Consider the following 24177-nt stretch of genomic DNA (forward strand, 5'->3'; position numbering starts at 1 on the left):
AACCAGCGCCCCCGATGTAAAACCCGGGGGCGTTATTAATTTAATCATATAAATATGCTCTCAAAAATGAAAAACCTTATTGCACTTGCATTATCTATATTTATAACTTATTCGTCTGGTATTGCCCAGGAATTAAAAAAATCAAAATCCTTAAAAACGGCCCTTGAACAATCTTTATCATCTAAAAAACCAGTATTACTAATTATAGAGGTATCTGGTTTACCCAAACCAACAGATTTGCCCCCAAATGCAAAAATCAGTTTTAAATCTGCTCTGGATGAACCCGAAGTGATAAACAGCATTAACGAAAATTTTGTCGTTTATAAAACCACAATGTCGGATACCAGCGTAAGGTCGGTTATAAGGGAAGCAAATGTAAAATCGTTCCCGGCATTTGTATTTCTTCGCGCCAACAAAGATGTTTTCTACAAAGATTTTGGAAATTCTACCGATCAAAAGAAATATATTTTGATGATCGAAAAGGCACTTTCGGCCTCAAAAGAAACATCAATATCTGATCTGGAAGCCCAATTCAATGCTGATAAAAACAATAATACGGTATTAAGAAAATTAATCGACACCAGAAAAAAGCTTGGCATCACAAATAATGCACAACTTATTGAGCAATATGCCAACAACTTAAAAATTGGAGATTTTAACGACTACCAAAATGTATTGTACATTATGGAAGCTGGTCCGTACAGCGATGGAAATGCTTATAAACTGGCTTACACTAATCGTAAGCTTATTGATAGTTTATACAAAACCGAGCCTTTACAAAGAAGAACAGCTATCAATAATGCAATAATTTCCAATACGATTGCAGATGCTGCAAAGCATAAAAATACCCCAAGGGCAATATCGGGTGCTTCTTTTGCCAGAAACACATGGTCAAGAGATTATAGAAGAGGAGAGCAGGCATATAACACACAGATTTTGTGGTACTACAGCACCGTAAAAGACACCACTAATTATTTGAGAACCGCTAGTTATTTTTATGATAACTTCTACATGAATATTGGTGCAGATAGCATAAAAAAGATTGAAGCTAAAAACCGTGAAGCCCTATCCCAAAAACACATTGCTTCGATGCCCAGCCAAAAACAAATTTCAAAAGAGAAATTGGATAGTTTACAAAAAATTTATGGCAAAACAGTTGTTACGCAATCGGTAGTAACCTTCGGTTCTACTTCTAACAGCTATGCCAACGAACTAAATAATGCTGCATGGAAGTTTTATGAAATCGGCACTAAAAACCTTAATTACCTTAGTAAGGCCATGATCTGGAGCAGGAGATCGATTGAATTAAATTCTATTGCAGGATATTACGATACTTTAGCTCATATCCTATATCGTTTAGGTTATAATGAAGAAGCGATAAAAACACAGGAAATGGCTATAACTAAAGCGAAGAGCGAAAAAATATCAACAGATAATTTTGAATCCGAGCTTAGAAAAATAAAAGCGAAAACACTTTAAGTTTTTAAAAAAACTAACGCCTCCGATGTAAACCCGGGGGCGTTTTGTTTACTATATTTTTGAACAGAATACGTTTAAAGTTTGCACTATACTGTATAAATACTATATTGATCCTCTGTAAGTCAAACATTTACAACCTAAAGGAATAATTAGTCGTTAACCATCATTCAATACCAAAAAAATATTTTTTGTTGGAACAAAGAAGTTGGTACTAATGTTATATAAGTAGAATATGCAAACAGCAACATTTGGCGGAGGCTGCTTTTGGTGCACCGAAGCCGTATTTCAAACGTTGAACGGCGTAAGTCAGGTTACGTCGGGCTATATGGGTGGAGAATTAAAACATCCTACTTATATGGAGATCTGCAATGGCGATACTGGTCATGCCGAAGTGGTTCAGATCAGCTTTGATGAGGATATTATCTCTTTTGAAGAGCTTTTACTCGTTTTTTTTAAAACCCATAATGCTACTACCCTTAACAGGCAGGGTAATGATATTGGTACCCAGTACCGTTCGGTCATTTTTTATGAAAATGAAGATCAGCATCAAAAAGCTAAAAAAATTGTTGATGAACTTACCCGCGATCAAGTTTTTGACAAACCTATTGTTACTGAAATTACCGCAGCAAAAGAGTTTTATGAAGCGGAAGATTACCATCAGAATTATTTTAACAATAACCAGGGCAAGCCCTACTGTGCATTTGTTATACAGCCAAAACTGAACAAGTTTGCCAAAGATTTTAAAAATAAGATCAGGCCTGAATTATTAGAATAATTAAACTTCAAAAGTGAGCAAAGCATGCTGACTAGCGGTATGGATGTCGCGCCAAACACGGTTAATTTCTGACTCTTTTTTAGCAGCTTCTAAACCACAGTATGGAAATAATGCAGCTGCTGTTCGCCAACAGGCATGTGCCAGCTTACGGCTAACCGCACTCACCGCTAACAACGTATCTTCCTCTATTTTATTATTAACCATCAGCTGATCCCAGGAGGCATCGAATGTACTGTAGAATTTTGAGCGGAGATTTTGGATTTCTGTTTTGCAGCTGTTGAGTTCGTTTGTAAAAAACAATACCTGCTCATCGCTATATCTTTTTAAGCCTGTACGAAGATAAAAGGCAGCTTCAACCAGTTTAATAAAATGATTTGTCATACCTAAGGTATTAACCGTTAAAGTGGTTTCAGCAAGCTGCAGAAAGGGATAATCAAAACCAGCATCTGCTATTTCTATATGCTGATTGATTTGAAACGTCCTGTTCTCGGCTACGTGAAGATCATTTACTTCAAAAGCATGGCTTCCTGTGGCTATTAAACCGAAATAAGACCAGCCCGGCAGAATATTTACCTCTTCTTTTTTAAGGATAAATGATTTGATTTCAGGTGCCCCGTTTTCATCTAAAATAGCTTCGCCGCTTTTATCTTTAAGGGTGCAGTTGGCTGTAAATATGGTTGCATGTAAAGCACCGCTGGCATAATTCCATTTACCGTTTAACAGATAACCTGTTTCCGTTTTAACAGCTACTCCGCCAACCGCCCCGCTCCCGGCGAAACAAACTTTAGGATCGGCGAAAATTGTTGTGGCGAGTTCAGGATTTAGAAACCCTGCAAACCAACCTGCACCGGCACATAAGGTAACTGTCCAGCCCAAACTTCCATCTGCTTCTGCCAGCTCTTCTTCTAATTTTAAAATTTCGGGGAGTTTTTTGCCTGGTCCACCATAAACCTCGGGTACAAAAAGTTTAAACCAATTTTCCTGATAAGCAAGTGCTAAAATTTCGGGGTGAAGTTTCCCCATTTCTTCCGAAAGCGCCGAATAGTTTTTTACTTTTTCCTGCCAGGTGGCGGTTAATGTATCTTGCATGCCTCTATGTATTGCCTTTAAGATTGAGCTAATTTAAACCTGTTTTTATTGATGATTTTCTTCCAATCGAAAAACCCAAAAATGGCAACTATAAACAGAAAAGTAGTTAAACAGGCCATTAGCGGCAGTTTTTTATGAAAAAGCAAAGGAATAGCCACGATATTAGAGATATTGAGGAATATCCAGTTCTCAATTTTTCGTTTGGCCAATAACCACATCCCCGCCCATGCTGTTGCCGAAACAAATGCATCCAATAAGGGCACATCCGAATCGGTATAATGCCTCAGTATAAGGTAGAGCAGCCCGAAACCAATAACAGAGATTAAAATAGCAATGGTTAGTTCGTTTTTGCTCGACCACGATACCTGGTTTTCGCCATCCTGTTTTCTTTTTTTCCAGATTATCCATCCATAAATGCTCATTGTTAAATAATAAATATTTAAAAGCACTTCAGCGTATAATTTAACGCCCAGCAATAAAAACATCCACAATAAAACGGAAATTATCCCTGTTGGGTAGAGCCAGATACTGTTTTTTTTGGCTAATAAAACTTCCGAAACCCCAAAGCCAACGGCAAGCCATTCAATTAAAGAAGTATGTATAATCTGCTCTTGAAAAAGCCTAAACCAATCCTGAAAATCCATTTACAATATAAAAATTTGAAAACTGTTTTCAGGGGTGAAACAGCATGGTTAATTTTAACCTCTTCCTACGGCGGCATTACCCGCATCAGGTTCATTAGAAGGTATAAGGTGTAGGGTTAAAGGTGTAAGGTTAAACCTTCTACCTTAAGCCTTTTACCTTAAGCCTCTAAATGGGTATAATCTCAGCAAATTGATGGCAACAGAAATTGCAGCATCAACAAGCACCCCTTTGAGCAAGACAAATATAAGTTTAAAAATGAAAGGTTTTCATTGAAATGCGAAGAGTTGTCAACTTTCTTGCCACTGGGCATTAAAGTTGACAACTCTTGAATCTATTTAGAACAAGCCCAGCTGCCCCTTATCATCCATATCGATATCGTCCGGATTGGTGATTTCGAAATCAACTTTTTTTGCAGGTTTTTCTTCGTCGGCAGGTTTTTCTTCTGGCTTTTTCTCTTCCTTTTTACTTGCTTCTGGCTTCGGCTTTTCAACCACAGGTTTTTCTACTGTGGTTTTTTCTACTGCTTCAGGCTTTTCGTTTTTGACAGCAGGTACTTCAGTGCGTTCGAATTTTGGTTTTGGCTTCTCCGCTATAGGTTTTTCAATTTCCTCCGTCACTGTTTCAGTTTCTGCGATGCTTTCTTCAGCAGGTGCATTTTCTTCTTCAGGCGGTCCACCTTCCTCCCCTTCATCCACAACTGGTTCCTCAACTTCTTCTTCCTCGATTTCAGGCTCTTCCAATACTACTTTTTGAATATCGTGCGGAGATAAACGGTTTCCGTTAGCCTTTAAACCTTTAACATCAATCAGTTCTGAAAGTGTTAAATCCAATGTTTCCGGAATCTGTGTTTTTCCTTTCAACATATCCACAATTACTTTTGCAGCCGGGTTAGCCGTTAAAAACAATAATTTTGATTTTTGCTCTTCACTGATGATAATTGTTTTCCTGCCGTTAGCCTGCAGTTCGAACACAAAACGTTTAATAAAATAGTTCTGTGCCTTGCCATCAAAATGTACCGCAGCAAAGGTTTTTTCGGCATCGAATTTTTCGATCAGGATCAGGCCATCATCAAAGTGGTTGCTCAGTTCGAACGAACTTAACTCGTAATAACCATCTTTATGTACCTGTAAAATGCGGTCATCGCCATCAAATTCGCCCAGGTATTTTCCGCGGCCATCAACATTTAAGCGTTTCAGCAGGTCATCATACCAGATTTTCAGTCCCGATAATGTAGAAACCCCTTTACTTTTCAAAATAATCTTTTTAACCGGGTATTTCGAAACAATATTACCCTGCGAACCACGCCCTTTAATGGCCACTTCAGCAAAATCAAGGTCGAACTGGAGTTTGCGCAGTTTAGAATGCGGTTTTAGCGCTACGTTTACAATTTCGGCCTCACCATTCGGGTTGGCAGTAAAATATAAAACTTTCGATCCTTTCGATCCCTTGGTTAAATCGTACTCTTTATCACGCGTTACCCCTACTACAGCAAATCTTTTTATATAGGTTGTACCACTTGCGCCATCCTTATAAACCATGTTATAAATGGTACGCTCGTCGTTTTTCTTAAACACCTGTGCGTGGATAATATTTTTACCCACAAAGGTTTTATCGGCCACTTTGGTAATGATGCACTTTCCATCCTCACGGAAAACAATCACCTCATCAATATCCGAGCAATCGGCAACATGTATGTCTTTCTTTAATCCTGATCCTGTTCCAATAAAACCATCTTCCATGTTCATGTAGAGTTTCACATTGGCAAGCGCTACTTTCGAAGCTTCTACACGATCGAACAAACGGATTTCCGTTTTACGTTCCCTGCCTTTTCCGTATTTATCTTTCAGTTTCTGAAACCAGGCAGTGGCATATTCCGTAAGGTGTTTTAAATGGTTTTTAACCACCTTAATTTCATCTTCCAGGTTTTTCATCTGCTCGTCGGCCTTTTTCACATCAAAACGGGTGATGCTACTCATCGGTTTATCGATCAGCTTTTTAAAATCCTCTGGCAAAATTTCGCGGTAAAGCGAAGGCTTAAAAGGATCGAACAAAATATGTAAAACCTCTACAACCTTTTCAAAATTGGTCGAGTTTTCATATTCAGGGTTTTTGTACATCCCCTCCTGAATAAATATCTTTAACAATGAACTAAAGAAAATCTTTTCCTGTAGTTCATGCAGGCGTATTTCGAGTTCTTTTTTGAGTAAACTCTTGGTGTGTTTTGTATTTTCGATCAGGATATCGTTCACACTTAAAAAGTGTGGTTTATCTCCCTGGATAATACAGGTATTTGGCGAGATCGATACTTCGCAGGCCGTAAATGCATATAGCGCATCAATGGTTACATCGGGCGAAATACCCGGTGCAAGGTGCACTACAATTTCTACATTGGCCGCGGTATTATCTTCGATTTTTTTAATCTTGATCTTACCCTTATCATTGGCTGATAAAATACTATCAATTACAGAACCCGTTGTGGTACTAAACGGAACTTCGGTAATGACCAAAGTTTTTTTATCCTTCTCCGTAATTTTTGCACGTACCCGGATTTTACCTCCACGCTGACCTTCGTTGTAATTGGAGAAATCGGCCATACCACCCGTAAAAAAATCGGGCAATATATTCGGACGAATACCCTGTAATGCTTCTATAGAGGCATCAAGCAATTCAATAAAGTTGTGTGGCATTACCTTGGTAGCCAAACCCACGGCAATACCTTCAGCACCCTGTGCCAGCAACAGCGGAAACTTAACCGGTAAAGTAATCGGTTCGTTGTTACGACCATCGTAACTGAGCTGCCACTCTGTAGTATCCGGATTAAACACCACCTCGTTGGCAAATTTCGATAAACGGGCCTCGATATAACGTGGTGCTGCAGCGCTATCGCCTGTAACCGGATCGCCCCAGTTACCCTGCATATCGATCAATAAATCTTTTTGTCCGATCTGCACCATCGCATCACCAATAGAGGCATCGCCATGCGGGTGATATTTCATCGTATTACCGATTACGTTGGCCGCTTTGTTGAAACGTCCGTCATCCATCTCTTTAAGCGAGTGCATAATGCGTCGTTGAACAGGCTTTAAACCATCGTGGATGTGCGGAACAGCCCTATCGAGAATTACATAAGACGCATAATCGAGAAACCAGTTTTCGTATAAACCGTTAATGGGGGTTATGGTATGTTTGTGCTCTTCGTTTACGTTTTGATCTAATTCTTCACTCATTTATTTACAAAAATTGGCAGCCGTAAATATAATAAAAATGATTGCACAGAATGAAGAGAGGTTATTCACATTTCAAGATGGAAAATTTGTTTTTCGATCCTGTAAATTGGTGCCTCACCTGCCGTAATCTAAATTTATTTGTGTTGATTTGGAAAGCAGGGTTCCGTAAGTTTTATTAAGTGTTACCTCCGGCTTTCCGATACGATCTTTTTTGTCCTTTAGCCTGGCCCAGGGCAGCAAAAAAGGATCTCCTCTGCAATCCGGTTTATAAAAAAGGTTTTGTGTAACTATTTAGGGTTGCAAGATGTATAGAATTGCCCCAATTGATCTTTGGATTATAAATTGGTAAAACGCAATTGAGCCTAAATTATCTTAAATGTCTAATATGGTAAAAATAAGCGGATAATAGATCCTTCATTACTTTACCGATAACGGATTTGGAAATGTCCCGCGTTCTGTATTGGTTCCTGTTAATTCATCATTAACGCATGTACAATCTTCATTAACGCATGTACCATTATAATTACCGCATATAAATTTTTAATTTACGCATGTACAATTATAATTTACGCATGTGCAATTATAATTTATGCATGTACAATTATAATTATCGCATGTACATTTTTAATTAATGCGTATTAAATTATCATTAATGCTTATCTAATCTTCATTACCATGTGTGCAACTATGAATAATACACCTTAATTGCGCTGCGTTTATCAGCGAAATCTATGAACTAAGTTAGGGTATCAACTCCGCTCGAAATGTCGATTTGCATGGAGGGTACTTAACTCCTGAAAATATTGCATTATTCTTCGCCCAGAAGCACACCCGAAACATTCCAGGCGCTAGAGCTGCCTCCTTCCGGTTTACCCATCGGGATGGTTACCTTTATAGTATGTTTACCGGCTTTTAAATCACCTAAACTAATCCAGTTCGGGTTGGTAACTGTACCAGGGCACCAGTTAGAACGGCTTAAATCCGACGAAGAAAGTCCACTTTCGAAATTGCCCGAAGCCGGGTTCGATAAACGGTACGATCCGCAATCCTGTCGCCATGGTGTAAAAGCAAAAGCTTCCTTTTCATCCAGCCAGATCGTATTTTTCTTCGGCACAAACTCGTCGCCATTTCCCCAGCCGCCATGCCCTGTAGTGATGTAACGCAGTTTCGCATCCTTTAAATCTTTTGTTAAAGTAAAAGAAACTTCCAGTCCTTTATCACTGCTAAACATCGTTGCATATTCCTGTCCGGCCATTTCCATTACATTGGTTGAGTTGAATAAAGGCAAAATCACTTCCTTCACTTCTTTTGGTCTTCCGCCGTTATGCAGGGTAATATTTAACGAAACCTTATGTCCACCTTTATCATAGTTGCCAATAAAAACAGCTACCCAGGCTTCTTTTCCATTTATCAGCGGAAATAATTCCGAAACATCCTGGCGGTAATAAACTTTCTCCGCCCAGTTTTTATCCTTTAATTTTAAAGTGTTGTATTTGCCAACACCAAAAGGGGTAAAAAAGCGCATCAGTTCGATTACCGGGTTATAATTTGCTGTAGCTACAACGCCCTGGTATTGCTTCCCGTTTCCATTATCGTAAACCGGCAGCGCCTTAACCGAATTTTTAAGCGCATCCATTAAACTTACCGTTTTATCAGTGGGGATAATGAACACCGAACCTGTCCTGTCGTAAGCATCACCGTTTGATTGTTCGGTCAGGTCGACAAATACATTTGGGTTAGCCAATTGAGGAAATTTTACCTTTCTGGCGATTACGGTTCCACCGGCAAAGCGAAAAACAGAATCGTTTGATTGTGGCTTATCAATAAAATTGATCGTTTCGTTGTTGAAAACGTTTAAAGTGGTAAACCTGCTTTTCCAAAGCAAATCTTTATACGTTAAACCATCAGTTAGTTTAGAACCTGTTTTTTCCGGATCTATAGTTTGCGCTTTCTTAACTTCTTCAATTTTTGTCGCCGTTACATAACTGTTTCCATTACGCACCTGCTCCAAAACCAGCCCAAGGCTTTGCCCTAAACTCGTTGGTGCAGCTTTTATACCGGCATCGGTAGTGTACCATAAATCAATCCGGTTAGAGTTGACTACCGTTGTTGCCCTTTTGCAGGTATAGCCTAAAATGATTTTGGTTTCGGTACCAAACTCAAAAACCTGCTTGGCAATTGCGGTGCTATCGGCAGTGGCAATCTGATTATTAGCGCCTAAATCGGCCAGCTGGAATAAAATATTTTCAGGCTTGGTTACGATGCTTTGTTCGTAAGGATATTTTGCCTTATGATCGAGAATGGAGGTATTACTGATTAAGTTCTGCTTTGCTGAAGCAATTACCACCGCAGGGTTTCGATCTTCCTTTGGTTTCCCATCAGCCGAGCGGAAATAAGTTATTTTATAAACTGCATTACTTTTGAGTACGCCCTGCGCCTGCAGGTTAAAAGAAATAAAAACAGAGAAAACGAGGATGTAGAGATGTTTCATTGTGGTTAAAAAACCAAATATAGATAAAGTATCCGTCATTGCGGGAAGGCTTTTTCAGCCGACGAAACAATCTATTTTCTTATAGTTCTTTCTACAAAGATTGCTTCATCCAATAAAAAATTGGATTCGCAATGACGATCTGTCGTGAGATACTACTTCCCTACCGCTCCAACCTATCCTCTACAAAAGAAAATGGCAACAAACTTTTTACACTCGGTACTTTAAGCACTTCACCATTTAAACAATAAAAGATTACTTCAATTGGCGTCTTTTGCTTACGTTCAAATTCTGCCATTACCTGCAGGCAGCCTCCGCAAGAAGTAATGGGTTTTAAAATTTCAAAATTATCCGTCTGCGCTGTAATGGCCATACTTTCTATTACCGCATTTGGATATGTGGAACCGATACTGAATAATGCTACGCGTTCGGCACAAAGACCAGATGGATAGGCCAGATTTTCCTGGTTACTGCCCAGTATCGTTTCTCCGGAGGCCAAACGGATGGCTGTACCTACCCTAAATTTCGAATAAGGCGAATAAGAACTGGCTAAAGCTTTTTCCGAAAGTTCGCAAAGCGTCCTGTCTGCCAATGTTAATTCTTCGATACCGGCATATTGCTCAAAGGATATATTTAGATTTATTGATTTCATTTTTAACTGTTTACATCACCGCCTATGTTAAATTTTTATAGCGGGCGAACAATTTAGGTTATTTTTTGTATTAATTATTAAAAACTGCCTTAAATTTAACATTAATGGCATGCTTTTGGCATTTAGTTGACACCAAACACGCTTAGCTTTGAATAAATACGTACGTAAAAGTCTCAAAATTTTATTGTGGGTAATTGCTTCCATCATCATTCTGGTGGTGGGTATAGCCCTGTCTTTAAATATTCCTGCCGTTCAGAATTTTGTTAAAGGCAAAGCCATAAACTACCTTAAAAGCAAAACCAACACAGAAGTTAGTTTAGAAAGCATTAAAATTGCTTTGCCAAAAGACGTGGTTTTAAACAAATTCTACATCGAAGACCGCAAAGGCGATACCTTATTATATGCCGAAAAACTTGCTGTCGACATCAGCTTATTTAAGCTGTTAAAAAACACCGTTGAGATTAATAACATTGAACTAAAAAATGTACGCGCAAATGTGAAGCGTATTAGTCCCGACACAACATTTAATTTTTCTTTCCTGGTGGATGCTTTTGCAAGCGATCAGAAAAAACCGGAGGAAAAGGTAAAAGAAGATACCACCTCTACCCTCAAATTCTCTGTTGATAAAGTTTCGTTCGAAGATATAGGCATTAATTACCGCGATGATGTGGCCGGTAACGATGTGAAATTGTATTTAGGTGCGTTTAAAACAAAGATCAAGGATTTTGATCTGGCCAACCAGCATTATGTAATTAAAGAACTAAGCCTGGTGAATACTTCATTGCGTTATTTACAGCAAAAACCATTGGTTAAACTCGTGCAGCATATTACTAACAGTGTGGATAGTGCAGAGAAAAAGCAGGGTAAATTGCCACTAATTGAGGTACAGAACTTTGTTTTTAGTAATGTAAAGGTAAATTACGACGACCAGATTTCGACCACTAAAGCCATTGCCACAGTCAATGATCTTGGCCTGGCTAACCTGAAAGTAGATTTAACCAATAGCAAATATTCAGTTGATGATGCACATTTAAACAAATCGAATATCCTTTTTGCCTTTAAACCTGCTCCTAGCAACGATTTAAAAAAGGTTAAAGATACCGTGGTGCCAGAAAAGTCGCCATTGGGCCTGATGATCAAAAATATCAGTTTGGCTGATAACAACGTACAATTCGATAACCTGGGCGCAAAACCTGCCCCTAAAGGAATGGATTTTAATCACCTTAAAATTAACCAGCTTAATTTGGGGGCTAGCGATGTAAGTTATAGCGCAGCAGGTATCAAAGCCAATGTTAAAAATGGCTCCTTGAAAGAGAAAAGTGGATTTGTATTGGACGAATTGCGTGGTGATGCCGTGTATAACGATAAACAGATTAAGCTGAGCAATTTTATCCTGAAAACACCAAATACTTCTATCGAGAACGCAACTGAGTTAAATTTCACCTCAATGGAAGATTTAACCAAACATCCTGAACGCGTAAAACTAAACATTGCCCTTAAAAATACCACCATTGGTTTAAAAGATGCCGGATACTTTAGTAATGCCGTACCGGCCAACTACCGCAATGAAAAAATAAAAATCAATGCTGATGTTAACGGCTATTTAAATAACCTCAATATCCCGAAACTGCAGATCAGCGGGTTAAAAAATACACAGATTGATATCAGTGGAAAAGCCAAAGGCTTGCCCGATATCAAAAAAACCTTCCTGGATTTAAACATTAAAAAACTTCACGTCACCAAAGGTGATATTTTAGTCGCTGTACCTAAAAAGTCACTTCCGCCTTCAATCGAACTACCTAACGTAATCGATGCGAAAGGTAATTTTAAAGGCTCAATGACTGATTTCAACACCAACCTGAACATCAATACCGATATGGGTGGTGCTGTGGTGGTTGCAGGCATGAATGGGCCGAAAGGTAAAGAAAGTTACAAGGCAGATATCAGTTTAAGCAACTTCAACGTAGGCAGGTTGTTAAAAATGCAGCCTAAACTGGGCCGCGTTTCGGTAAAGGCCAATGTGGCTGGTACAGGGCTCGATCCTAAAAAAATTAATGCCAGGTTTAATGCAAAGGTATTAAGTGCTTATTATAATAAATATACCTACCGCAATTTAAGCCTTGCCGGAAATTATAGCAACCAGAACATCAGTATTAAAAGTAGCATGCCCGATAGCAACGCCAACTTTAATTTAGATGCGAAAGTAAATATGGCGGGTAAATATCCGGCAGTAAAGGCTGATCTGAATTTAAAACAGGTTAACCTTCAGGCTTTAAACTTTAGTCCGACGGTTTTAAGTGCCGCCGGTGTGGTTAAAGTAGACCTGACCACTGCCGATGCCGATTATTTGAATGGATCGGTTGATGTTACCGGCTTACAATTGGTAAAAGACAAACAAAAAGTTAACGTTGATACGATTTCGATCCGTGCAAAATCTACCGCAACCGAAAACGAACTGACCCTAAAATCTGAAATACTTTCAGCAAAAATTGACGGCAAATACCAGCTGACCAAAATAGGTAGTGCAATAATCAACGAAATTAATAAATATTATGCTTTTGGCACCGTTACCAAGGTTCCCGATCAGCGTTTAAGGTTTTTTGTTCAGGTTTACGATTCTAAATTATTAAAGAACTTCGTACCTGAATTAACGGTGTTTAAACAATCGCAGTTTTACGGATTGATCGATACTCAAAAAGATAGCCTGCAGATTAAAGGTAATTTCCCGCAGGTAGTTTATGGCGATTTCAAAGTAGATACCACGGTTTTAAACATCAATAACGATAATAATAAATTAGACTATAGTTTAACCGTTAAAAGCCTTCAAAGTCCGTCTATAGCGCTTTTCAATACTGAAGTAAGCGGTGATGCTGCGAATAACAATTTGGGCGTTAATATTTTCTTACGTGACAGGCAACGCAAAAACAAATATGTAATCGGTGGTAATTTCCAATCAATCAATAAAGATTTTAAATTTACTTTAGATCCTCAGAAGTTATTGCTCGATTATCAAAAATGGGTGGTTTCGCAGGATAATTACATTCAGTTTGGAGCATCGGGTATATTGGTTAACCAATTTCAGATCAGCAACAGCGGGCAGTCACTATCCATTAATAGCAACCCTACCCAGCCTAATGCACCTTTGGCTGTAGAGTTTAAAGATTTCCAACTGGAAACCTTAACCAAATTTGCCGAAACCGACACTACGCTGGTTGGTGGCCGTTTAAACGGAACCGCAAATGTTAAAGATCTGGCCAGTACACCAAAATTCGAAGCCAACTTAACCATCGATCAGCTGCGTTATCAGAAAGATCAGTTGGGTACCTTACGTTTAGCCGTAAACAACAACACTGAAAATGCATTCGAAGTAAACGTGGCATTAACCGGCGTGCACGAGTTAAGGGTAAATGGATTTTATTACACCGCACCTCAAAGCGCCTTAGATCTTACGGTGAATATCGATAAAATCGAAATGAAAAATATTGAGAGTTTATCTGCAGGTCAGCTTAAAAATGGCACAGGTACCTTAACCGGGGCGCTTACCGTTAAAGGTGCCTTAACCGCTCCAAAAATATTGGGTGATCTAACTTTCAATAATGCGGGCATCAAAGTGGCTTATGTAAATTCATATTTCCGCATGCCTAACGAGAAGATTTCATTTACAAATGAAGGCATCAGTTTTAATAACTTCACGCTGATTGATTCCTTAAATCAAAAGGCAACCATCAATGGAAAAGTTTATACCAGTGATTTTAAAAATTACCGTTTTGGTTTAGATATCAGAATGAACAATTTCAGGGCAATCAATTCCACGGCAGCGGATAATGACCTGATCTACGGAACGGTATTTTTAACCAGCAATATTAAAGTTCGCGGAGATTTAAACCAACCTGATGTAAATATGAACATCAAGGTAAATAAAGGAACCAAATTCTTTTTTGCATTGCCATCAAGCGATCCTTCAATTATTGATCAGGACGGAATTGTGCAATTTATCGATGCCGACGCACCACCATTTAACGGACAAAAAGCTTTAAAAGTTGATAGTGTGAGTAAATCGGCAATGAAGGGAATCAACCTTGTTGCTGCCATTACGATTGATCCTGAGGCTGAACTGAATGTGGTGGTTGATCCATCAAATGGAGATGCGCTTAACGTTAAAGGCGATGCCAACCTAAACGCAACGATGGATCCAAGTGGTAAAATCAGTTTAACAGGACGTTATGAAATTATTGACGGTTCTTATAACCTATCGGTTGGTCCATTGGGCAAAAAAGAATTTAAACTGGTAAAAGGAAGTACCATCATCTGGACAGGTGAGCCAACAACAGCAAATGTTAACCTGAGTGCTTTGTACGAGGTTAACGCGGCTCCTATCGACCTGATTAATGATCCATCTAATACACAGGCTAAAACCAAATTGCCTTTCCAGGTATATTTAATGATGAAAGGCGAATTATTGAAGCCGGTTATCTCATTTAAATTAGATTTACCAGAAAACGAACGTGGTGCATTAGGCGGCATCGTTTACACCAAATTACTTAACGTAAACCGTGATGAAAGTGAGCTGAACAAACAGGTTTTCGCTCTACTTGCCTTAAACAGGTTTATAGCAAACAATCCTTTTCAGAGTTTAGCTGGTGGTGGCGGTGGTGTTTCTACCCTGGCCCGCTCTAGTGTAAGTAAACTTTTAACCGAGCAATTAAACAATTTAACATCCGATCTGATTCAGGGTGTTGACCTTAACTTCGGGGTAAATTCATCTGAAGATTACTCTACAGGCTCGATGCAGCAAAAAACTGATTTAGAAGTGGGCCTATCTAAAAAGCTATTAAATGATCGCTTAACCGTTACGGTAGGAAGTTCATTTGCTTTAGAAGGACCGCAGGCACCGGGAGAAAAATCGACCAATATTGCAGGCAACGTAAATGTGGAGTATGCCCTCTCTGCCGATGGCAGGTACCGTTTAAGGGCTTACCGCAGAAACCAGAACGACATGATTGTACAGGGGCAGATTGTTGAAACAGGCCTTGGTTTTACGCTGGTAGTAGATTATAATAAATTTAAAGAGATCTTCCAGAAGAAAAGAATTAGAAGAATAAGAAACATTGAACAGAAAGCACAAGATGAGAAAACTAACTAGACCTCTTTTATTTTTATTGGCCTGTTTAGTTTGGGCGGCTTGCAGTAGCACCAAATCGTTAAAACCGGGACAAATTTTATACACTGGTGCCGAAGTAAAAATCAATCCCGATACTTCGGGGAAAATTGATAATGAAAAGCAAATTAAATCCGATTTAGAAGCTAAAACCAGGCCACGCCCTAATAAATCAATTTTAGGTGTAAAGTATAAACTTGGTATTTATAATCTTGCTGGTGAACCTAAAAAGCCAAAAGGCCTTAGAAACTGGCTGCGCAGGCAGGGAGAACCACCTGTGCTGTTGAGTGAAGTAAAGCTAAAATATAATAATGATGTATTATCTAGCTATTTAATCAGCGAAGGATACCTGCAGGCCGATGTTACCGGCGATACTGTTGTTAAAGATAAGAAAGGTAAGGCCATTTATACCGCTGTTACTGGCGAGCGCTATAAAATCAATAAAATTACTTTCCCGCCTGATTCGGGTGTATTAACTAAAATCATCAATGCCAACAAAGGTAAAACCTTGTTAAAGGTTGGTGATTATTATGATATCGACACCTATAAAAATGAAAGGATCAGGATTGATAACGACCTGAAAGAAAGTGGTTATTTCTACTTCAGTCCTGATTATTTAATTATGCAGGTAGATAGCACCATTGGTAAAAACCTGGTTAATGTATCGGTGAAGGTAAAAGACATCGCTCCTGATGCAGGTTTAAAACCTTACACTATCAAAAACATCAATATCTACCCTAATTATTCGTTAAGGAGAGATAGCACGCTGAGAAAATTAAAGCCATTGGAATATAAAGATTTCAATATATATGATGACAAGAATACCTTTAAACCAAGACTTTTCGACAGGCTGGTATTCTTTCAAAAAGGTGAGCTTTATAACCGTAAAGATCATAACCAATCGTTAAACCGGATGGTAAATGTGGGTGCTTTTCAGGATGTAAGGGCAGAATTTTTACCAGTTGATAGTTTCAAAAATAACGAGCTCGACCTGAATATTTATTTAATCCCTTTAAAGAAAAACTCACTTACTTTTTCTGTTACCGGAACAAGTAAATCGAACAACTTTGTGGGTTCTGAAGTAAAGGTTACCCAAACCACTAGAAACCTGTTCAGAAATGCAGAACAGTTAGATATAAGCGTAAGCGGTGGTTTTGAAACACAGACCAAAGGAACTTCTTTAGGCAAAAACTCCTTATCGTTAACAGCCGAAGCCAAACTGACTTTCCCAAGGTTTATTGTTCCTTTTTATAAACCAAATAGCACCACGGCCTTTATTCCGAAAACGATCACTTCGGTATCTTATCAGATGCTTAACCGTGGTTCAGAATATACCCTGAATGCTTTTAAAGGAGAATTCGGTTATAATTTTAAAGAAAATCTATATAAGGAGCATAATTTTAATCCAATATCAATCAGTTACATTTCTACTGCTTTTCCAAGTGATCGTGTTCGAGATAGTTTATACGATGCGAATCCTCTGTTAAGGACTACTTTAGACAAGCAGTTTATTATTGGTAGTAATTACAACTTTACCTATACTAACCAGATGGAAGATAACCGGAGAAATAATACCTATTTCTATGGCGGTTTAGAAACCGGCGGTAATGTATGGGGTGCTTTTGTGCCCAAGAATGATGAAGGGAAACGTGCCCTTTTTAATGTACCACTATCGCAGTTTATAAGAGTTGAGGCAGATTTAAGGGATTATTATAAAATTAAAAAAAACCTGGTATGGGCCAATAGGTTAAACCTGGGTTATGGTTATGCCTATGGTAATAGTACTTCATTACCATTTGTAAGGCAGTTCTTCGCAGGGGGTAGTAACGATATCAGGGCCTTTCCGGCACGTACTTTAGGTCCGGGTACTTATAAAGTGCCAGATTCGGCAATTTTTGCCGATCAGGGTGGTGATATAAAATTAATGCTCAACTCAGAACTTCGGTTTAAGATAGTGAGTGTGCTTTATGGCGCATTATTTGTTGATGCAGGTAATATCTGGTTAAGGAAAGAAGACCTTGGAGAACCAGGCAAACCAGAAACGGCGAGACTTGGATCAGGCTTTAAGTTAAAAAATGCTTTTAACGAGCTGGCTGTAGGTACTGGCGCAGGTTTACGTGTTGATGCCACTATTTTTGTAATACGTTTAGATGTGGCTTTCCCTCTGCGCAAACCTTACCTGCCCGAAGGACAGAGATGGGTAGTTGATGATATTGCCTTTGGCAATAAAGATTGGCGCAAACAGAATTTAATTTTTAACATAGGAATAGGATATCCGTTTTAATTTTTCGATGAAAGTAATCACCAGGATCAAAAACTTCTTTATTGCGCTTTATCACCTCTTTATTGCTGCCGGAAAGGGTTTTGTTGAAGATAGGGTAACTAAATTAAGTGCTTCACTTGCTTATTATACTATTTTCTCGCTTACACCACTGATTATTATTATGCTGTCTGCCGCTACTTTATTTTTTGGCGACAAAAGAAATGATGAAACAAGAGGTCAGTTTTATGGGCAGATTACAGAAATGGTTGGCAAAGAGGCTGCTACACAAATTCAGGGTTTTGTAGAGCATGCCAATAAATCCGGGCAATCTACCATTGGTTTAATTATTGGTATAGGTACGCTAATTGTCGGAGCTACAGCTATTTTTATCGAAATACAAGATAGCATTAACATCATATGGAAGGTAAAGGCTATCCCTAAAAAAGGATGGCTAAAAATGCTAACAAATAGATTACTTTCATTTTCATTGATTGTATCTATGGGCTTTTTACTACTTGTTTCACTGGTGATTAACACTATTGTAGTAGGTTTGGGTGACAAGCTGGGTTCATTGGTTTCTAAAAGTGACATAGATAAGGTAATTCCTGTAGCAAATGATACCATGCAATTGCTGTTTTACATTTTAAATAATGTAATTACCCTTGCCGCAGTTACTGCTGTTTTTACTATTATTTTTAAAGTACTACCCGATGTGATCATCCGTTGGAAATCAGCAATAATTGGGGCATTATTTACCGCTGTTCTTTTTAGTCTGGGCAAATACCTGATTGGAATTTATATTGAAAAAGGTAATCCAGGCTCTGCATTTGGGGCAGCCAGTTCGATCATCGTCATTTTACTGTGGATTTATTACACATCTATTATCTTATATTTTGGGGCAGAATTTACCCAGGCTTATGCCGAAAAATATGATAACGGCATCGCTCCTAGTAAATATGCGGTGTTCACCAAAATTACTATTGTAGAGAAAAAGGTAGATGTACTGCCACCACAACACCCGGAAGATACGGTTGAAGTGAATAAGGAATAATTCTATAGATATTCCCTTCGAGATTGTAATCCTGAGCGAAGTCGAAGGACCTTTTAAATGCACTTAAACAAAAAAGTCAAGTTCTTTTAAAACTCGACTTTCTTTTTTAAGCTACTTCTTCCGTAATCACTTTAGGTTCTTCCTGTACCTCATCCTTCTCAACACGCAGGTTACGGATAATGTGTTGTTGCCTGTCAGGCGTATTTTTGCCCATGTAGTATTCGAGCAGGCTCTTAATGGTCTGATCTTTTAGAATAACAGGGTCTAACCTGATGTCTTTTCCGATAAACAATCCAAATTCATCAGGCGAGATTTCTCCCAAACCTTTAAATCGGGTGATTTCGGGTTTATTACCCAGTTTTTCGATTGCATTTCTACGCTCCTCATCACTGTAACAATAAATGGTTTCCTTTTTATTCCTCACCCTGAAAAGCGGCGTTTGTAGAATATAAACATGCCCAGCTTTTACCAGATCAGGAAAAAACTGCAGAAAGAAAGTCATCATCAGTAAACGGATGTGCATCCCATCTACATCGGCATCCGTTGCAATTACAATGTTGTTATAATGCAGTCCTTCCAAGCCATCTTCAATGTTTAAAGCGTGCTGTAAAAGATTAAATTCTTCGTTTTCGTAAACCACTTTTTTGGTGAGCTCGTAACAGTTTAACGGCTTACCCTTTAAACTAAATACCGCCTGACAATCTACATCACGTGATTTGGTGATCGAACCCGATGCAGAATCTCCCTCGGTAATAAATAAGGTAGTTTCGTAACGTTTCTCGTGCGTAGTATTGAAATGCACCTTACAATCGCGCAGTTTTTTATTGTGCAGCGATGCCTTTTTAGCCCTGTCGTTTGCCAGTTTTTTAATCCCGGCAATATCTTTCCGCTCCCTTTCCGATTGAAGAATCCTTTTCTCTAAGGCATCAGCAACATCTTTATTTTTATGCAGATAATCATCCAATTCCTTTTTAACAAAATCGTTGATGAAAGTAGCTACCGATGGCCCTTCCGGTCCCATGTTTTGAGAACCTAACTTGGTTTTAGTCTGCGATTCGAAAACCGGTTCCTGTACGCGGACAGAAATTGCTGCAATGATTGAAGAACGGACATCGGCCGCATCAAACTCTTTTTTGTAAAACTCACGGACAGTCTTCACTACCGCAGCCCTGAAAGCCGCCTGGTGTGTTCCACCCTGCGTAGTATGCTGTCCGTTTACAAACGAATGGTAATCTTCGCCATATTGCTGGCCGTGGGTCATTGCAATTTCGATATCCGGCCCAATCATGTGGATAATCGGATAACGGATTTCTTCAGGCTTATTAAATTTAGAAAGCAGATCGTACAACCCTCTTTCCGAAAAATATTTCTGGTTATTGAAATTTACGGTTAAACCTGTGTTTAAGAAAACATAGTTCCATACCATGCTCTCTACAAAATCAGGAATATAATGGTAGTTTCTGAAAATGGTTTCGTCAGGATAAAAAGTAATTGCGGTACCGTTACGTTGTGTGGTATCAATAATAGGTTGCTCGGTTACAATTTCTCCTTTAGAAAATTCTACTTTTTTTGTTTTTCCATCACGATACGATTGTACAGTAAAACTGGTAGAAAGCGCATTAACAGCCTTGGTACCTACCCCATTTAAACCGACAGATTTTTGGAAGGCATTGCTATCGTATTTACCACCTGTATTGATCTTGCTCACACAATCGATTACTTTACCTAAAGGGATCCCACGACCATAATCGCGAATATTAACTTTCTGTTCGGAAAGGGTAATTTCGATGGTTTTTCCGGTACCCATTACAAACTCATCGATGGAGTTATCTACAATTTCCTTTAATAATACGTAAATACCGTCATCCTGGGCAGAACCATCGCCAAGTTTACCAATGTACATCCCGGGACGAAGCCTGATGTGCTCTTTCCAATCTAATGAACGGATACTGTCGTCGTTATAAATTACTTCTGCCATACTGTGTTTATCTGCTCTCCATTTGAAAACTTTACATTTTTGATTTGCAAAGTGATGAAGAATTTGTAGAAATAACCCTGATGATTGAAATAAAAATATTTTCAAATAAACTCTTCAGAATTATCATACAATAATAGATTTATTCTGTGAGGCTCGCAAAAGAAAATTTCAACAAAAGGATGGAAGAGGTATATTGTGGTTCAATAGTTCATGTGTCATTAGTTGAATAGTTAGTGATCACTTTGTGGTTGATAGTTCATGGTTTGATAGTTAATAGTCTGGAAGTTGATGCTCACTCTCTTGTAGTCGATTGTCAATATGCCCATAGGCTATCAACCATGAGCCATCAAACCATGAACCAATGACCAATCAATAAATCACAACATCTAAAACCTTTCAACTTTAAAACATTCCAACACTTAATAATGAAGCCTGGGCAACCTGTCCGTCCACTAATCAACTAATGACCAATGAACCAATCACCTTCCCCCCATTCAAACATTCTCTCATTCAATCATTCAATTTTCCCTATCTTCATCCCATTATTCAAAATTCTATTTAATGCAACAAAAGAAACAGCTTTCGCTCTTCGATTTATCCATGATTGTGGTGAGTTTGGTCATTGGAATGGGTGTGTTCCGTACGCCTGTAAATGTAGCAGCCAAAGCACAAATTCCTGAACTTTTTTACCTGGCCTGGTTTATCGGTGGTTTTGTGGCCTTTTGTGGTGCCTTAACCTACGCCGAAATTGGTTCGCGGTATCCTGTTACTGGCGGTTATTATAAAATATTTTCTTCGGCATACCATCCCTCCATTGCTTTTGCCATTAACTGCATCGTTATTATTTCGAGTGCGGCTTCTGTAGCGGCAATTTCGATTATCGGTGCAGAATACCTGAGTAAAATTATACTGCCTCTTGATAAACAGACTGAAACTTATCGGGTAGCCATTGCCATCACCACCATTTTAATATTCTATTTCATTAACCTTTTAGGCTTAAAAGCAAGTTCTAAAACGCAGAATGTGCTAACGGTAATTAAGATAGGGATGATTTTAACGCTAATTTGCGCGGTATTTTTCGGTGGACAAACAGAGACGGTTACTCCTGTTTTTAAAACTGCAACAGGTGCTTTACCTACCTGGAGTGATTATGGAAAAGCTTTGGGTTTGTGTTTAATTGCTGTTTCGTTTTCTTATGCAGGTTATGCCCAAACCATCAACTTTGGTGGCGAAGTTAAAGAAGCCAAAAAAGTAATTCCACGTTCCATTATTATCGGTTTAACCATTATTGTAATCCTTTACCTGGCCATTAATTATGTGTATGTAAAGGTAATCGGTTTCGAAGAACTAAAATCGGCAGAAAGTATTGCAGCGATATTGGCCTCCAAAATATTCGGTCCTGCCGGCTTTAATGCACTTTCAGTAATCATCTTTTTCTCGGTTATGGGTTATGTAAATGTAAACCTGCTAAGCAACCCAAGGGCCATGTTTGCCATGGGCGAAGAAGGTGCCCTACCGAAAATATTCAGCAGGATGAATAAAAAAACAGAGGTAATTACCATAAGCTTAACGGTTTTCACCTTAATTGCAGTGGTGATTATTTTTTATGCGAAAACCTTTGATAAGATTTTAAACTACACCATTTTCTTAGAAAGCATCAGTATGGCCAGTTCTGCGGCTACCATTTTCATCCTGAGAAAAAGAACGGCACATCTTGATAAAAAAACCATCTACACTGTGCCATTATATCCTATATTGCCTATTATATTTATTGCGGCTTACACTTTTGTTGCCTTTAGCATTTATGCTGACGATCAAAACGCTGCACTGAATGGTTTATATATTTTTGTTGGCTTTCTGGCGATCTATTTTGTGAGCAGGTGGTTTAATAAGAAATAGTTTATTCACGGTTCAAACCTCGCAGGTTTTAAAAACCTGCGAGGTTTAGAAAACACTTTTAAAAATTTTAATGAACAAAACACTCTCCTTAAAACAAGAAATTGCTTATGCTGCCGGTATGATTGGCTGGAGCACGATGACGAACATTATCATCGTAATGCTTCCCTATTTTTACTTACCACCCAGCAATGCCGGTTTACCTCCATTGGTGCCGCAACTTGTTTTATTGGGTGCTTTTAATATCCTTTCCATTATCGCTGCATCGGGTAGGCTGGTAGATGCCATTTACGATCCGTTTATTGCCTCTAAAAGTGATGCCAGCACCAATAAAAACGGCCGAAGAATGCCTTTTATGAAATGGGCCATTATTCCGGCAATGGTTTTCTGCGGATTGGTTTTTTACCCCATCCAAAAAACAGAAAGCCTGCACAATGCCTGGTGGTTAACCATCACACTTTGTTTGTTTTTCGTATCGGTAACTACATATATAATTCCGTATAATGCTTTACTGGCCGAAGTAACCAATACCCCAAGGCAAAAGGTTAAACTGTCCAGTTACCAGCAGGTTGGCTTCGTTATCGGGATTATTTTATCGGCCTGTACCAACAACTTTGCCGATCTGGTAGCCGATAATTTTCATGTAGCCAACCGCAGCGAGGCCATTCAGATTGCTATATGGGGCTTGTGTATTTTATCTGGACTGGTGATGTTATTGCCGATTTTTTTCATTAACGAAAAAGAATTTTCGGTAGCCAAACCTACCCATATACCTTTGTGGCCGGCTATTAAGAGTACTTTTAAAAACAGCAATTTTAAATATTACCTGATTTCTGATTTCGCGTTTTATACAGCACTGAGCATTATTTCGAGTGGTTTATTGTTCTTCTGTACCGTATTATTGGGTTTACCCGAATCAGAAGGGGGGAAATTTATGGGCGCAATGGTTTTAGCATCTTTGCTATTTTACCCGATTGTAAATTTTGGATCTGCTAAAATTGGTAAAAAACCTTTTGTTTTATTTGCTTTTGGAGTTCTGTGCTTAATCTTCGTCACCATTTTCTTTTTAGGAAAACTACCTTTTGGTCCGCATACGCAGATTTATATCCTGGTATTATCAGCTTCTTTTCCATTGGCGGCACTGGGTATTTTACCTACGGCCATCTTAGCCGATATTGCCCAGAAAGATACTTTAGAAACTGGTGAAAACCACGAAGGCATGTTCTTCGCCGTGAAATATCTTTTTGTAAAACTTGGTCAAACCTTCGGCATCGCCATTTTCGCTATGCTTACCATTTATGGCAAAGATCCTGGAAATGATTTCGGCTTAAGGTTGAATGGAATTGTAGGTTTCGGGCTCTGCTTAATAGCACTGCTGTTTTTTAGCAGGTTTAAAGAGGAAAAATAGTTTGGAGTCGGGTGTTTTGAGTTGGGAGTTTGCTAAAAAAACACTTATACAAAAAAATACCTGAGTAG

13 protein-coding genes are annotated in these 24177 nt (G+C 38.7%); 7 read left to right on the forward strand and 6 right to left on the reverse strand.

The window, feature by feature from the left end; translation table 11 throughout:
• Positions 1-66: 66 nt before the first annotated feature.
• Both H9L23_RS17345 and msrA read left to right on the forward strand, forming a co-directional pair.
• Positions 67-1479, forward strand: coding sequence for a hypothetical protein (locus H9L23_RS17345; protein WP_187591567.1), 1413 nt, complete (start codon positions 67-69; stop codon positions 1477-1479).
• 232 nt (positions 1480-1711) lie between these two features.
• Positions 1712-2254, forward strand: coding sequence for a peptide-methionine (S)-S-oxide reductase MsrA (gene msrA, locus H9L23_RS17350; protein WP_187591568.1), 543 nt, complete (start codon positions 1712-1714; stop codon positions 2252-2254).
• On the opposite strand, the gene H9L23_RS17355 is transcribed toward msrA, so the two are convergent.
• The 5 genes from H9L23_RS17355 to H9L23_RS17375 all read right to left on the reverse strand — a co-directional run bounded on the left by H9L23_RS17355 (position 2255) and on the right by H9L23_RS17375 (position 10355).
• Entirely contained in the window at positions 2255-3343 is a 1089-nt protein-coding gene (locus H9L23_RS17355) for an acyl-CoA dehydrogenase family protein (RefSeq protein ID WP_187591569.1), read from the reverse strand.
• A 17-nt stretch (positions 3344-3360) separates the two neighbouring features.
• The gene (gene pnuC, locus H9L23_RS17360; RefSeq protein WP_187591570.1) at positions 3361-3987 is read right to left on the reverse strand and encodes a nicotinamide riboside transporter PnuC; all 627 of its coding nucleotides are present in this window, start codon (positions 3985-3987) and stop codon (positions 3361-3363) included.
• Between the two features lie 336 nt (positions 3988-4323).
• Positions 4324-7215 (reverse strand): DNA gyrase/topoisomerase IV subunit A, encoded by a 2892-nt coding sequence (locus H9L23_RS17365; protein ID WP_187591571.1) that lies wholly within the window; start codon positions 7213-7215, stop codon positions 4324-4326.
• A gap of 808 nt (positions 7216-8023) precedes the next feature.
• Entirely contained in the window at positions 8024-9706 is a 1683-nt protein-coding gene (locus H9L23_RS17370) for a PNGase F N-terminal domain-containing protein (protein WP_187591572.1), read from the reverse strand.
• Between the two features lie 160 nt (positions 9707-9866).
• Positions 9867-10355, reverse strand: coding sequence for a cytidine deaminase (locus tag H9L23_RS17375; protein ID WP_187591573.1), 489 nt, complete (start codon positions 10353-10355; stop codon positions 9867-9869).
• A gap of 148 nt (positions 10356-10503) precedes the next feature.
• Between H9L23_RS17375 and H9L23_RS17380 the strand changes: the two genes are divergently transcribed.
• The 3 genes from H9L23_RS17380 to H9L23_RS17390 are packed head-to-tail and all read left to right on the forward strand — an operon-like array spanning position 10504 to position 18827.
• Positions 10504-15498, forward strand: coding sequence for a translocation/assembly module TamB domain-containing protein (locus H9L23_RS17380; RefSeq protein WP_187591574.1), 4995 nt, complete (start codon positions 10504-10506; stop codon positions 15496-15498).
• Complete coding sequence (tamL, locus tag H9L23_RS17385; RefSeq protein ID WP_187591575.1) at positions 15482-17797, forward strand: translocation and assembly module lipoprotein TamL; 2316 nt, start codon at positions 15482-15484, stop codon at positions 17795-17797. Before H9L23_RS17380 ends, tamL begins: the two co-directional genes overlap by 17 nt.
• A gap of 7 nt (positions 17798-17804) precedes the next feature.
• Entirely contained in the window at positions 17805-18827 is a 1023-nt protein-coding gene (locus H9L23_RS17390; protein WP_187591576.1) for a YihY/virulence factor BrkB family protein, read from the forward strand.
• A 106-nt stretch (positions 18828-18933) separates the two neighbouring features.
• Here H9L23_RS17390 and H9L23_RS17395 read toward each other — a convergent pair whose 3' ends face one another.
• Entirely contained in the window at positions 18934-20805 is a 1872-nt protein-coding gene (locus H9L23_RS17395; RefSeq protein ID WP_187591577.1) for a DNA topoisomerase IV subunit B, read from the reverse strand.
• 561 nt (positions 20806-21366) lie between these two features.
• Here H9L23_RS17395 and H9L23_RS17400 point away from each other — a divergent pair.
• Positions 21367-22704, forward strand: a complete 1338-nt coding sequence (locus H9L23_RS17400) for an APC family permease (RefSeq protein ID WP_187591578.1) — start codon at positions 21367-21369, stop codon at positions 22702-22704.
• 70 nt (positions 22705-22774) lie between these two features.
• Positions 22775-24109, forward strand: a complete 1335-nt coding sequence (locus tag H9L23_RS17405; RefSeq protein WP_187591579.1) for an MFS transporter — start codon at positions 22775-22777, stop codon at positions 24107-24109.
• Positions 24110-24177 lie beyond the last annotated feature (68 nt).

The organism is Pedobacter roseus (assembly GCF_014395225.1).
In the GTDB taxonomy this organism is placed as follows: Bacteria; Bacteroidota; Bacteroidia; order Sphingobacteriales; family Sphingobacteriaceae; genus Pedobacter; species Pedobacter roseus.

Bases quoted from the DNA above. Each gene is read 5' to 3' on its own strand.
- H9L23_RS17345 (WP_187591567.1), top strand. From the start codon at position 67: ATGAAAAACCTTATTGCACTTGCATTATCTATATTTATAACTTATTCG.
- msrA (WP_187591568.1), top strand. From the start codon at position 1,712: ATGCAAACAGCAACATTTGGCGGAGGCTGCTTTTGGTGCACCGAAGCC.
- H9L23_RS17355 (WP_187591569.1), bottom strand. From the start codon at position 3,343: ATGCAAGATACATTAACCGCCACCTGGCAGGAAAAAGTAAAAAACTAT.
- pnuC (WP_187591570.1), bottom strand. From the start codon at position 3,987: ATGGATTTTCAGGATTGGTTTAGGCTTTTTCAAGAGCAGATTATACAT.
- H9L23_RS17365 (WP_187591571.1), bottom strand. From the start codon at position 7,215: ATGAGTGAAGAATTAGATCAAAACGTAAACGAAGAGCACAAACATACC.
- H9L23_RS17370 (WP_187591572.1), bottom strand. From the start codon at position 9,706: ATGAAACATCTCTACATCCTCGTTTTCTCTGTTTTTATTTCTTTTAAC.
- H9L23_RS17375 (WP_187591573.1), bottom strand. From the start codon at position 10,355: ATGAAATCAATAAATCTAAATATATCCTTTGAGCAATATGCCGGTATC.
- tamL (WP_187591575.1), top strand. From the start codon at position 15,482: ATGAGAAAACTAACTAGACCTCTTTTATTTTTATTGGCCTGTTTAGTT.
- H9L23_RS17390 (WP_187591576.1), top strand. From the start codon at position 17,805: ATGAAAGTAATCACCAGGATCAAAAACTTCTTTATTGCGCTTTATCAC.
- H9L23_RS17395 (WP_187591577.1), bottom strand. From the start codon at position 20,805: ATGGCAGAAGTAATTTATAACGACGACAGTATCCGTTCATTAGATTGG.
- H9L23_RS17400 (WP_187591578.1), top strand. From the start codon at position 21,367: ATGCAACAAAAGAAACAGCTTTCGCTCTTCGATTTATCCATGATTGTG.
- H9L23_RS17405 (WP_187591579.1), top strand. From the start codon at position 22,775: ATGAACAAAACACTCTCCTTAAAACAAGAAATTGCTTATGCTGCCGGT.